General features: G+C 65.0%; 11 protein-coding genes and 1 riboswitch. Of the genes, 6 read left to right on the top strand and 5 right to left on the bottom strand.

What is annotated here, in order from left to right; genetic code table 11:
* Nucleotides 1-30: 30 nt before the first annotated feature.
* The 3 genes from ITX31_RS15890 to ITX31_RS13135 all read left to right on the top strand — a co-directional run bounded on the left by ITX31_RS15890 (nucleotide 31) and on the right by ITX31_RS13135 (nucleotide 3,740).
* The gene (locus ITX31_RS15890) at nucleotides 31-2,304 is read left to right on the top strand and encodes an alkaline phosphatase (RefSeq protein WP_228529342.1); all 2,274 of its coding nucleotides are present in this window, start codon (nucleotides 31-33) and stop codon (nucleotides 2,302-2,304) included.
* 120 nt (nucleotides 2,305-2,424) lie between these two features.
* Nucleotides 2,425-3,078, top strand: coding sequence for a hypothetical protein (locus tag ITX31_RS13140; RefSeq protein ID WP_194783867.1), 654 nt, complete (start codon nucleotides 2,425-2,427; stop codon nucleotides 3,076-3,078).
* A 404-nt stretch (nucleotides 3,079-3,482) separates the two neighbouring features.
* On the top strand, nucleotides 3,483-3,740 hold the full coding sequence (locus ITX31_RS13135) for a metal-sensitive transcriptional regulator (RefSeq protein ID WP_194783866.1): 258 nt from the start codon (nucleotides 3,483-3,485) through the stop codon (nucleotides 3,738-3,740).
* A 20-nt stretch (nucleotides 3,741-3,760) separates the two neighbouring features.
* Here the strand turns inward: ITX31_RS13135 and ITX31_RS13130 are convergent, their stop codons facing one another.
* From ITX31_RS13130 to ITX31_RS13110, 5 genes are all read right to left on the bottom strand, one after another.
* Entirely contained in the window at nucleotides 3,761-5,683 is a 1,923-nt protein-coding gene (locus ITX31_RS13130; protein WP_194783865.1) for a glycerophosphodiester phosphodiesterase family protein, read from the bottom strand.
* A 41-nt stretch (nucleotides 5,684-5,724) separates the two neighbouring features.
* Nucleotides 5,725-6,579, bottom strand: coding sequence for an oxygenase MpaB family protein (locus tag ITX31_RS13125; RefSeq protein WP_194783864.1), 855 nt, complete (start codon nucleotides 6,577-6,579; stop codon nucleotides 5,725-5,727).
* Between the two features lie 165 nt (nucleotides 6,580-6,744).
* On the bottom strand, nucleotides 6,745-7,440 hold the full coding sequence (locus ITX31_RS13120; protein ID WP_228529341.1) for a potassium channel family protein: 696 nt from the start codon (nucleotides 7,438-7,440) through the stop codon (nucleotides 6,745-6,747).
* The gene (locus tag ITX31_RS13115; protein WP_323745680.1) at nucleotides 7,433-8,788 is read right to left on the bottom strand and encodes a TrkH family potassium uptake protein; all 1,356 of its coding nucleotides are present in this window, start codon (nucleotides 8,786-8,788) and stop codon (nucleotides 7,433-7,435) included. Before ITX31_RS13115 ends, ITX31_RS13120 begins: the two co-directional genes overlap by 8 nt.
* 174 nt (nucleotides 8,789-8,962) lie before the next feature.
* Entirely contained in the window at nucleotides 8,963-9,322 is a 360-nt protein-coding gene (locus ITX31_RS13110) for a hypothetical protein (protein ID WP_194783863.1), read from the bottom strand.
* 270 nt (nucleotides 9,323-9,592) lie between these two features.
* On the opposite strand from ITX31_RS13110, the gene ITX31_RS13105 reads away from it, so the two are divergent.
* The 3 genes from ITX31_RS13105 (at nucleotide 9,593) to ITX31_RS13095 (ending at nucleotide 12,592) form a co-directional block, all read left to right on the top strand.
* Nucleotides 9,593-10,012, top strand: a complete 420-nt coding sequence (locus ITX31_RS13105) for a hypothetical protein (RefSeq protein ID WP_194783862.1) — start codon at nucleotides 9,593-9,595, stop codon at nucleotides 10,010-10,012.
* A 597-nt stretch (nucleotides 10,013-10,609) separates the two neighbouring features.
* Nucleotides 10,610-10,760, top strand: a riboswitch (cyclic di-AMP (ydaO/yuaA leader).
* A gap of 3 nt (nucleotides 10,761-10,763) precedes the next feature.
* Nucleotides 10,764-11,693 (top strand): C40 family peptidase, encoded by a 930-nt coding sequence (locus ITX31_RS13100; protein ID WP_194783861.1) that lies wholly within the window; start codon nucleotides 10,764-10,766, stop codon nucleotides 11,691-11,693.
* A gap of 386 nt (nucleotides 11,694-12,079) precedes the next feature.
* On the top strand, nucleotides 12,080-12,592 hold the full coding sequence (locus ITX31_RS13095; protein ID WP_194783860.1) for a CarD family transcriptional regulator: 513 nt from the start codon (nucleotides 12,080-12,082) through the stop codon (nucleotides 12,590-12,592).
* Nucleotides 12,593-12,661 lie beyond the last annotated feature (69 nt).

The raw sequence follows: 12,661 nt of genomic DNA, 5'->3' as shown, positions 1-12,661 counted from the left end.
ACTCGCGCACTCTGAGACGGGAATCCACAAATGAACAAGGGAAAACTGACAGTAACGACGGCGATACTGGGCGGACTGATCCTCGCCGGCTGCAGTGCAGCGGCCGGCAAGGCGGCAGATCCGCCGGACGCGGCAGCCGGCCTGGAACAGGCCGGCACCAAAAAGGGACCCAAAGAGCCGCGGCCGGACACACCACAGGGCGCCAGGAACGTCATCCTGATGGTCGGGGACGGCATGGGCACGGCCCAGCGCAATGCCATCCGGCTCTCCCACGTGGGGCTCACGGGCGAACTCGTTATGGACTCACTGCCGGAGCTTGGACTGGTGCACACCAATTCCGCGGACCCTGAAACCTTCGTCACAGACTCAGCTGCCGCCGCAACCACCATGTCCACGGGTGTGAAGACCTACAACGGGGCCATCGGCGTCGACCTTAATGGCGCCCCCGTCCCCACGGCACTGGAGATCGCGGCGGCACTGGGCAAATCGACCGGCCTTGTCACTACGGCCCAGGTGACGGACGCTACCCCCGCGGCCTTCGGATCACATGTGTCCGACCGCGGCGAGCAAAGCGAGATTGCGCGGCAGTTCCTTGAATCCAGCCAACCCGACGTGATTCTGGGCGGCGGTGAGGACCACTGGTATCCCGCCGGGAACCCCGGCATGCATCCTGACAACCCGGCGGAGGATCCTTCCGAGGAGAGCACCGGACCGGTCAACCTGGTGGAGCAGGCCCAGTCGGACGGCTACGAGTATGTCTGGGACGAGGCCGGTCTGCTGCAGGCACAGGGGCCCAAAGTGCTTGGCCTCTTCGCCAACGAGGAGATGTTCCAGTACGGCGACGACGTTGAGGAAATCTACGAGCCGTCCGTTCCGCTGACCACCATGACGCAGATGGCGCTGGAACTTCTCTCGGCTCCGGCAGCACAGTCACGGCACGGCGGAGGGAATTCAGGGTCTGACGGCGGCGGGTTCTTCCTGCTGGTGGAGGATGAAGGAATCGACTCGATGTCCCACGTCAACGACGCCGGGCTGACCATCAAGTCCGGGATCGCCTTCGAACAGTCCGTAGCGGTGGCCAGGGACTTCGCGGAGGCTGACGGGAATACCCTGCTGATCGTCGTCGGGGACCACCAGACCGGCGGCATGACCATCGAAGCGTTCAACGACACCGAGGACGAGTCCGGGGACGGAATATCCGCCGAAGACGGCCCCCTCGCGGTGGCGAATTCGGACCAGGTGTTCTCCGTTGACTGGACCACGGAAGGCCACACCGCCCTCGATGTGCCCCTGACAGCGATGGGCCCGGGATCGGAGAAGCTCGGCGGGTTCTACGAGGACACACACGTTTTCGACGTCATGGTTGAGCAGCTGCGGTCCGGAGTGGCCCGCTCTTCGCTCGACCTGCAGCCACACCGCGGCGGTCGTGGTGAATACACTGAGGAATCACTGGCGGCCTTTCGGCATTCGCTTCAGCTGGGTGTCAGCACACTGGAACTGGACACCCATCTGAGCGAGGACGGCGCCGTCGTTGTCTGGCATGACGACGTCATCCTGGCCGCCAAGTGCCGGGACACCGAACCGGCTGCCCCCGGAGACCCGGACTTTCCCTACGTGGGTGAGAGGGTGGCCGAACTGACGCTGGCGCAGCTAAAGACCCTCGACTGCGGTTACGCCCAGCTACCCGGCTACCCGGAGCAGCAGGTGGTGGAGGGCAACAGGATGGCCGAGCTGAAGGACGTGTTTGCCCTCGCCCGCGAGCTGAGGGCGCGCGGGGTGGGCTTCAACATTGAAACCAAGGTGGAGGACGGGCGTGCCGGCGGCCCCGGAATGGAGGCACTGACGCGGGCCGTTGTCCGGGAGGTCCGCAAATCCGGAATGGCGGACCGCGTGAGCATCCAGTCCTTCGACTGGTCCGCACTGAACCTTGCGGGCCGCCTTGACCCCCGCCTGGTCCGGGTGGCGCTGGTGGACGTTCCGGCAACCCTCGAGACAGGGGAGCCCGGTGCAGCCCCGATTCTGGGCGGTATCGACATTGACGACTACAACGGGTCTGCAGTGCAGGCTGCCGCTGCCCAGGGCTATGACGCCATCTCGCCCGTCTACAGCTCGGTAACGCGGCAGCTGGCCGCTGAAGCGAGAGCGGCTGGACTGGCGATCGTGCCGTGGACGGTAAACGAGCCGGCTGCCATGAACTACCTCATCGACCTCGGCGTAGACGGAATCATCACCGATTATCCCACCCGGCTGAGGCTGGTCATGGAACAGCGCGGAATCCCGCTTCCCCGGGGTTACGGCGGGTGATAATCCTGCGGGCCTGAACGACGGCGGCGCCGTCCGCTCCTGCCGGACGGCGCCGCCGCCGGACCTCAAACGGCCACTAGACTGGAGGGCGTCCAGTCCGCACCACCAAAGAAGTCCTGAATGTCCCGAGGGAAGCATCATCCGCCGCGTCCGAAACCTGCCAACAGCGAAGATTTCCTGATCGCAGCGGATTTGAAAAAGGACCGCGGGTGGACAGATACGCAGATCAAGGCTTTCCTGCCGGAGCCGGACCGCACCGCCCGTAATCCGTTCTCGCGCAAAGCTGCTCCCATGAAGCTCTACTCCAGGGAACGGGTCGAAGCCGTCGAGTCAACTGACGAGTTCAGGAAGGCGCGCGAGGCGTCGCGCAAGCGCCAGCTGGCTGCCCGGGAGCGTTCCCTGTCCAAGAAGAAGGAAGCCGTTGCTGCTGCGCGGGCGCTGGAGCTTCGGATTGTTCCCGAGCCATGGGACGAGGTGCAGCAGAAGGCACTGGACCACTACAACTCCCGGCTCCGCCGGAGCCAGTCTCCTGCGGGGCCGCGGACGTCCCAGGCCCGGCGGGACCGAATGACGGTGAACTACCTGAGGCACAAACAGACTTCCTATGAGGAAGAACTAAAGGAGTTCAAGGGCGTTGTCGGTGTTGGTGAAGCCTATCTGGTCGTCCGCAACCGGATCCTGGACCTGATCGCCGAAACGTATCCGCTCCTGCAGGCCGAATGCGAACGGCAGAAGTTCGATGCGCCGGACCTGCCGAACGGCGTCGTGCTGTAGCCGGCCGGGATTCGCGGCCGGCTGCGAAGGGCGCAGCCCGCCGCGGCCGTTCTGCGCCCTCCAGTGCGGCGCCGGTCAGCGGCCGAACAGCTTGGCCAGCCATCCCGCGTTCTCGGCCTTCGGGGCAGGTGCATTCCGGTCACAGGTACAGCGGTCCGACTTCGGAATACTCCGCATGACCTCCTGCACGTGGTTCCCGCAGCCCGCCCAGGTGGACTTTCCGCAGCTGCGGCACTTAACGGCACGGCACATGATTTTCTCCTTGAATGTCTTTGCCCGCCGGACCGGTGCCCGGCGGCTGCCTCCACTATCCCGCATACCCCGGGGGGTATGCAAATTACCCGCCGGGGTATACCATGGGAATGAATCGTGCCCGTTCCGGCACACCGCGCACAGGAGAAACCATGCAGCTCGACGCCGAAGACACCACGCCCATCATCAACCGCCTCAAGCGCGCCCAGGGTCAGCTGGCAGCGGTAACACGCATGCTCGAGGAGGGCCGGGACTGCAAGGACATCGTCACGCAGCTTTCAGCGGTATCCAAGGCGGTGGACCGGGCAGGTTTCGCCATCATCGCTTCGGGCCTCGAACAGTGCCTCACCAGCGAGGACCCCACCCTGGACCGCAAGGAGATGGAAAAGCTCTTCCTGTCCCTCGCCTAGGGCAGCTCCAGCGGCGCCGGCTAGAAAATCACCACGAAGCGCATGACGGCGTCGTACAGCTTGGCAGTCAAGGCCTCACTCGGGCCCATCGAGGCACGGTCCCGCAGAGCCACATCCGGATGGTCGGTGATGATGCCGTCAACGTTCTCCCGGAGCATGCTCCGGGTGGCATCGCGGTTGTTCACGGTCCACACGTAAACCTGCTTTCCGTCCGCCCAGGCCGACTCACGGACCGCCCCGGTATACGAGGCTTCCTCCACCACAATGAAGTCAGCAGTGGTCTGCGGCGACGCGACGCCCGCCACGGCGAGGGTGAGGCCCACGTAAAGCCCGGGCCGCAGACGCTTTAGCTCTTCGGCCTTCTCCAGGCTCAGCGAGTGGTAGATGTTTTCATGCAGGGCATCCAGGGACTCCAGCTCGGCAATCAGCCGCTCGACGTAATCATCGGTTTCTCCGCCGTGAAGCTTCAGCTCAATCAGCAGCGGCTGTCCGGCCTCCTTGGCGGCGAGGACATAGTCGCCAAGTGAGGGAATCAAATCGATGTGCCCAAACTGGTCCTTCACGGCAATGGAGGTGAGCTCGGCAAGGGTCAGGTCTCCCACCGCGTCCCTGCGTCCCGCCAACCGCTGCAGGGATGCATCGTGCATGGCAACGAACTGCCCGTCTGATGTCTGCATAACATCCATCTCGACAAGATCGGCGCCCGCGTCCGCTGCAGCACGCAGACCGGAGATCGTGTTTTCGACGCCGCCGCCGCTGAACCCGCGGTGTCCCAGGACCAGCGTTCGGGGAACATCACGCAGGCCGTCCATGACCGGAATATTGATCAGTCCCAGCACCAAGGCGGGGACGACGGCGGCGCCGGCCACCATTGTGCCCCGCCTTCGACTCTTACCCGCACTGGGCGGCCCGGACGCGGCCCCCGGTCCGGCGATTCGATCCTCACGCTGCCCCTCCAGACCAAGCAGAGGCATGCTGCGGTTCATGAGTTCCAGGAGCATTCCCGCTACGAAGAGCACAAAACCGCCGGCGATTCCCACCCCGGCTACCTGGGCCGCACCCAGGGCAAAAGCGGCAACTCCAGCGGCGGCCCGGGGAAAGACAAGGTCTGCGGCAAGGGTGGGAAGAATCGCCAGCACCATCAGCACGGCCCCTGCCAGCAGGGCCGCCGCTGCAGCGGCTGCACCGGCAGCGAGCAGGGCCGGGGTGGTCCGGCCCGTCGCGCGCCGGCTCAGGCGCATCGCCTTACCTCCGGGCACCCCGTACACGGCAAACAGCGGCACCGCCAGCGAATACCGCAGCGCAGCAGTTCCTGCCACAACCAGGAACGAGACGTAGATGAGCGTTCCCGGCGTCGACTTGAGCATTTCACCGCTGACGAAGTTCGGTATGGCAATCGCATGCGTCAGGACCGAAAAGAAACCAGCCTGCGTCAGCGGAACCACAAGGAACAGGTACGCACCCAGGGGCATGAATCCGGGCCGGACAATGCGGCGCATGACGGCAAGGAGTCCGGCCCCCAGCACCGGGGGCCGAAGGCCGGTACCGCTGCGCACCAGGTCCACCGCTACCACCAGGAAGCTGAGCTGCAGGGAAACAGCCAGCAGTGCGAGCACGGACAGTCCCGCCAGCCAAGTGACGGAAACCCCGCTGGCGAGCATCGCGGCGATTGCCTCAGACGTCACCGCATGGATCCCGGCGGACGCAAGCGCCTGGGTGAACATCCAATGAATCAGCGGCGAGACGAAGGCCAGCGGGATGACCTGGCTGACCGCATACACGGCAAGCAGCCGCCACCCTCCCCGTCTCAGCACGTCCCAGCCGGCCCGCATCAGGCCGGGGACGAGCCGCCGGAATGTCAGTCCGGCCGGCAGTGCCGTCCGGGCTGCGCGCTTTCCGGTGGACGCGCTGCGACGGCCGGCTTCCTGCAGTCCCTTAGTCATGGCTGCGCCGCCCGGGGCGCAGCGGGCCCGGCAAGCCCAGTTCACGCACGGTTGCGGACCTTGCGGTAGGGATGGGTATCCACCTTCGTAGTGAGGGCGGTAATGACGTCCTCATAGGGGCGGTTCCGGCGCGCCGCAGCCATCATGGCCTTCGTCGTCCTGGCTGCACCACGCAGGCTCATTGGACGGCCGGCGACACCGTAGAGCAGCAGTGCCCAGTCCGGCAACAGGAAGAGGATTCCGTCCTGGATGACTATTCCTGTCCACACCTTCACCGGATTTCCCCGCAGGGACGGCTGCCGGAGGGATCGGCTTACCTCAGCGGCGGGCAGGCACAGCGCCAGCCAGTCCTTTTGCCCGTCGATGTACTGTTCCAGTTCCGCATAGGTTGCCGGCAGGCGGTCCGGATCGATTCCCACAAGCCCGGCGGAGATGTGCTGCTCAACCACAAACTGGTCCTGCTGCTGCGCGGTGAGCCTGGGCCCATATGCTTCGGCAGCCCGGAGCACTGCAAAGACGAGCGTGTTGTGCGTCCAGTCCATCCAGTCTTCGGTTTCCGCGCGAAGCGTCTGCCCGCCTACCGGATCCTGCCAGTTCGCATGCTTGTGCATTCCGCGAACAGACCGGGCAGCGGCGTCGGCGTGCGCCCTGTCCCCGAAGATCGTCGTGTCGATGTATTGCCCGGTCCGCTCGCCCCTGGCTGCTGCGTCCTGGCCGGCAGTACTGACATGGGAAAACAGACGCATCATTCCGGGATTCAGTGCCTGCAGCAGCAGTGCGGCCATTCCGCCGAGCTTGGCCGATGGGTCCGAATAGAGCTGCCAGCTGATGCTTCCGGGGCCGAAGTACCCGTCATCTTGTCGAGGCTGGTCGGTTGGCCGGGCGGTCGAGGTCATGGTGGCTCCTTGAAGGCGGGCGGACTTATGTTGGAATTCAGCTAATTTTGGACAGCATCCAACTTTGCGATGAGTATATAGGCACCGTCACCTCAGCTTCGTCACTATGGCGACACAATCCCGGGCGAACCGGAATGCCGGCCCAGCGGCGGACTCCCGCAGGGACTAGCGTCGGCTGAAGGCCTCGGCCTTCCGCGTGGGTCCTGCCACCAGGAGTTCATCGCCCTCTTCGATCAGGAGGTCGGGCTCCGCGAACCGCCACTCGCCGTCGGACTTGCGGACAGCCACGATCACGACGCCGAACCGCCTGCGCACCTGCGACTGGTAAATCGTGGCGCCGGCCAGGAATTCCCGCGGCGCGGTTTCGATCACGGCGAAGCTCCCGCCCAGCGGAATGTAGTCCAGCAGGCTCCCCTGAACCAGGTGCGCCACCCGGCACCCCATGTCCTTCTCCGGAAACACCACATGGTGCACCCCCAGCTGCTCAAGCACCGTTCCGTGCGCCTCGGTGACAGCTTCCGCCCAGATCTGGGGCACGCCGAAGCGCAGCAAAAGGGACACCGTAAGGATGCTGGCTCCGATGTCCCGGCCAATGGCCACCACAACACGGTTGAACTCCGGAATTGACAGCTGGCGCAGGACATCTTCCCTGGTGGCATCCGCGGCCACTGCGTAGGTCAGGCGCCCGTCCAGGCCCTGCACCACTTCATGGTCCCCGTCCACCCCCAGGACATCGGTGCCGCTTGCCATAAGCTCAAGGGCGAGTGCCTGCCCGAACCGTCCAAGACCGATCACCGCCACGGCGTCGGACTCACTGATCCGCTTTGCCTCCCTGCCGCTGAAAAGGTTGAACTTAGCCAATGATCGGCCTTTCCTCAGGGAGCCGGTACCTAAGCCGGCGCTCCCGCAGGACGAGCGCCGAGGCGAGCAGAACGGGTCCGAGCCGGCCTGTGAACATAAGTACCACCAGGATCATCTCCCCCGCTACGGGAAGGGAAGACGAGACGCCGGCGGAGAGCCCCACTGTCCCAAATGCCGAAACCGTCTCGAACAGCAGCCGGTCCATCGAGTGGCTGGACATGGCCATCAGCGCCCCGGTTGAAACAGCGATGACTCCGGCAGCGACCAGGACCAGAACCAGGGCCTGCCGTGCGGCGAAGGCGGGCAGCGCTTTGCCGAGGGCCGTCACCTGCTCGTTGCCGCGTGCCTCAGCGACAACGGCGAACACCAGCACCGCGAAGGTTGTCACCTTGATGCCGCCGCCGGTTCCGGCCGGTGCCGCGCCAACAAACATCAGCACATCCATTCCCAGCCAGGACAGCGGTTCCATGTTGACGACGTCGATCGAACTGAAGCCCGCGGTCCTGGTTTGCGCAGACATGAAGAACGCGGCCAGGAACCGTTCCGGGCCCGTGAGGGCGCCGAGAGTTTGCGGGTTGTTCCATTCACACAGTGCAAGAAAGGCCGTTCCGGCCGGCAGCAGGATCAATGTCCCCCACAGCACCAGCCGCGTGTTGATGGTCCAGCGCAGCGGACTCCGCCAGGCGCGGCGCAGTTGGACAAGCACCGGAAAACCCAGCCCCCCGATGATTACGGCGGCGGCCACAGGAAGGCATACCAGGGGATCCGCCCCAAAGCCCTCCAGGTTCCGTGGAAATAGGGAAAACCCCGCACTATTGAAAGCCGAGACGGCATGGAACACCCCCAGCCAGACGGCTTCACCGGGATCCATGCCGTAGCCAAGCCGGAACCGCAAAGCCAGCAGCAGCGCTATCACTGCTTCGGTGGCGAGGGAGATGCGCACGACGCCGCCGATCACCCGCGGTGTGCTGTCCAGGTCCTGGCTGCGGTTTTCGGCTACGGCCTGCAGCCGGGACCGGAACCTGTACCGTCCCATGACTGCCAGGCCTACCATCGAGGCGAACGTCATGACGCCCAGCCCACCGACCTGGATCAGAGCAAGGATGACAACGTGTCCGAAGGCGGACCAGTACATGTGGGTCTCAACCACTGAGAGTCCGGTAACGCGGAGCGCGGAAACCGAGGTGAAAAGCGCTTCCGTAAAGGAGGCGTTCCCGGGTACCGCGTCCGAGGCAGGCAGCATCAGCAGTCCCGTTCCGCAGAGGGCTGCGGCTACGAAACCGAGGAAGACAACTTGTGAAGGGCGCGGGACCCGCCGGCGGCCGCCCGGCCCGGCACGCTCAGGCACATTCTGACAGTACGCCGGCGTGTTGCCGTGGTTCCGCGCTGCGCCACCGGCCCCGTGCTGTTGAATAGCTGCGTCCGGCAGGGGGTTTCCCGGCCATGCTTCCGGTGTTTGGCAGTTTCATGCCAGAGCGGAGCCTGTCCCGATGGGGAATGCCGGGGACGGAGTGCGGAGCAGTTACAGGTTCGCGTCCGTGTAACTGCCGCGCCCGCCGGAGGCAGGGTGCTGTGACCGGCTCGCTGCACCAGCCGCAGAACCGAAGGCAGCCGTATAGCTGTCCACCGCTGCGGCCGAGACACGGTGAGCCGCGCCGTCGAACCGCGCGGTGTATCCATGACCGGAAGGCAGGCTCGGCCGGGAACCGTTCCGGCGGGGCGGCACGGACGTGGACTGGCTGAAGGCAGCGACGTAATTTCCGCCCAGCGCGGCACCGCGGCTGCCGGGAACGAACGCTGAGGCATGGCCCGAGACCGGCTGCCGGGCTGCGGCCCGGGCCTGGATAGTCTGGGCGGGGATGGAAGTGGTGGTCTCGAACATTGTTCTCCTCTTGGGATGGTGGCTGGCAGCCGGGCAGCACAAAGCACGCCGGATCCTGGGCGGCGTTGCGGTGCAATGGGAGCCGCCTGCGGGGCAGGCTGCGCAGGTCCCCGGTCCTTTGCAGGTGACCGGCTACGGACGGAAATGCCTGGCGCAAATACGTCAGGCGCTGATACGAGACTAGCAGTTATTCTGAGTCATTCATAAAAAGATCGATGTTCTTCGAGTCTCATTCCGCCCGTCACTGCCGCCATGGATAGAGTTGAGACCATGCGCAACAACCCAGTGCGGACCGCGGGATCCGTCTTTTTCCTGATCCCGCTGGGCTCCCTGGCAGGCATGGCACTGGCCATGGTGAACTTCCAGCTCAACGTCGCCTCGTCCGTCGAGCCCGGAGACCTGCGCGGCTATATTTTCTGGACCCTCGCGGGCGGTGCCATATTGGGCGGATCGTTTGCCTGCCCCGCCAGCGTAGCGGCGTACATGAGCGCTTCTTCGGGGAAATCCCCCGGGTTTTGTGCCGGCGCGGCAGGTGCTGCACTGACTCTCTGCTGGCTGCTTTACGCTGCCGTATCCGCCTCGGGAGGAACCTCGGCGACGTGGCTGCTGCCTGTGGCCGCTGTCCTCACTACCGCAGCCGGCTCCTGGCTGGCATGGGCTGCGGTACGCCGCTCCGTTTCCCGGAGCTGAAGTCCGAAGAGCGGAATATCAGCAGCCAAACTGGAGTTACGCCACTGCAGACGGGTCGGCGGAACGTCCTGGCATCCGCGAAGGGGCCCCGCCGTCGGGCTGAAAATTTCACTGCGCCGGGTCATGAATTCATGTGTCAATCACCACCATGCACACCGGTTGAGCGAGGGCACAGCAGCGTACGTTCGCCGTCACTGGACGCGGTCCGGTGAGAGTGGCGGTCAAGGACTCTTCAGGCAGCCGCTGCGCAGCTGGAGAACGGATGCCTCCGCTGCTGTACTGGTGCTCAGCACCGCTCCTTCGCCGGAATTCCGGGCCTTGAGCGTGTGCAGCGGTCCCCGCCTCGGCGCCGCCGTTGCCAGCGGTGAGGCGGTCCGGACCGGTACCGGCGGTGCAGCCCGACATGGGGCCAGTGAGGCCTGAGGGGCAAACCGCCACGACCCACGGTGCAAATATCACCTGTGCCCCACTGCACACAACAGCAACACGCCTCCGTTACCGAATTGGAACCAAACCGAGATTGCTGTTAGTGTCCTTGGCATGCCGCAAACCTGATGCGGCGCCCCGGGCTTGTTACCTAGCTCTGCCGCTTGGCCGGGGTCCCTTTTGCAAAACGACGGCAGGGGCGGGGGAACCAATTTTTTGGGTCCTTTGAATCCTTGGGGTTAAGCCGACCGGATGAGACCGGCGGCCGGGTGACTCCCATCCGAACCCGACAGCTCACCTCGCAGGTATAGGGAGAGGTAATACCTTGTCTTCTAAGAATCGCGGACGTCACTGCGCAGAGTCCAGCATCTGGACCACGATCGCAAAAGCAGCACCCGTCAAGGCACGCACCGTCACCGGCACCGCAGCAGCGGTCGTGGCAGGCTCAGGCCTGATGTTCGGCATGGCAGCACCGGCCCAGGCCAGCGCCGTCATCGACGAGACCCCGGCACCGGCAGCAAGCACCTTCGTCGCCCCGGCGGCCCAGCCCGCAGCGGCCCAGCCCGCAGCTGCCCCGGCAGCCGAGACTCCGGCGCCGGCCGCAGCGGTTACCCATACCGTTGTATCCGGTGACACCCTGGGCGCAATCTCCGCATCCTACGGCGTGGCCCTGGACAGCGTCCTGGCACTCAACGGCCTGTCCATTGAATCCATCATCTATCCCGGCGACGTCATCACTGTCTCCGGTGAAGCCGCAGCAGCTCCGGCCGCTGCCGCAGCACCGGTGGAGACATACGTTCCGGCTGAGACCTACGCGGCTCCGGTCCAGGCCGCAGCTCCTGCTGCCACCTACACCGATCCCGGAACCTACACCGGATACGAGAGCAACGTGACCACCCAGGCGGTTAGCCCGGCACCTGCTGCTGCAGCTTCCGGCGCCGGCGCAATCATGCTGAGCTCCGCCTATGCCCAGCTGGGCGCGGCACAGGACTGCACCATCCTCGTGGAGCAGGCACTGCGTGCAGCAGGCCACTCGGTCGGCGACCTGTCCCCCGCACAGCTGGCTGCCTACGGTACGCCGGTTTCCAACCCCCAGCCGGGTGACATGATCTACTACGCCAACGGCGGAGCAGGTGTCCCCCACATCGCCATCTACATCGGCGACGGCCAGGCCATCCACAGCGGAATGAACGGCAACCAGACCGTTGTCGCGACCGCCAACCTCGGCTCGGGCCCCGTCTACTACCGCGCATAGTCTGCTTGGCTGTCCGGCTTCACCCCTGCCGTGCAGCACCCAGGGTGCCTCTTCCGAATACCGGAAGGGGCACCCTGCTTTAACTGTTTGGACGGGTTTAACTGTTTGGACGGGTTTAACTGTTTGGACGGGCGGACTCCACCGTTCCGGGTTCCGGGTATCCCCGTCCGATCCAGGCCGGGCACATATGACCCGGGACGTGAAATAATGGAACATGCCAGACTCGCGGCCGGCAGAACCTCCACCCATGTGCTGGTACCGCCCCCGTGCTCCCGCCGCAGCGCTCGCCGGGCCTGCAGCGGGACGGTATCCCGCCAGCGCGCCTGTCCACCTGGCTCGCAGGGTGGATACCGGGTCAGGAATCGACGCAGCCAGAGGTAAACACATTGACGTTTAACGTAGGTCAGACGGTAGTCCACCCCCACCACGGTCCCGCAGCCATCCGCAGGATCGCCTCCCGCAAAGTCCGCGGAGAGGAGATGGAGTACCTCGTACTTGAGGTCCAGGCGAACAAGCTCGAGGTTTGGGTCCCGCTGGCGAAGGCAGGCGAGGTGGGACTGCGCCCGGTCCTCGACAGCGTCCAGCTCCAGAAATTGATGGAAGTTCTCAAGGCCGGGGCGGATACCGAGGAAACCCAGTGGTCCCGCCGCTTCAAGGAAAATACTGAACTCTTGGCCAGCGGAAGCATCACCGATGTTGCCAGGGTGGTCCGCAACCTCACCCTCCGCTCACTGGATAAGGGACTCTCCCACGCTGAGCGGGACATGCTGCGCCATGCCCGCCGTCCCCTGCTCACTGAGATCTCGCTGTCCCTGGGCGTCACGGAGGATGAAGCATCAGCAGTGCTCGACGGCGTCTGGCAGGGCGCCGTCAGTTCCCTCGCTGAACCCGTTACCTAGGCCCCCTCGCCCGCGCACAGTAGCGGCGAAGTCCGGCAACGCTCAACTGCGTTGCCGGATTTTTTTGTG

The sequence above is a fragment of the Arthrobacter gandavensis genome, assembly GCF_015355785.1.
Taxonomy (GTDB): domain Bacteria; phylum Actinomycetota; class Actinomycetes; order Actinomycetales; family Micrococcaceae; genus Arthrobacter_B; species Arthrobacter_B gandavensis_A.
Note: the sequence above shows the minus strand (reverse complement) of the source record. Positions and strands in the feature narration are given on the sequence as shown.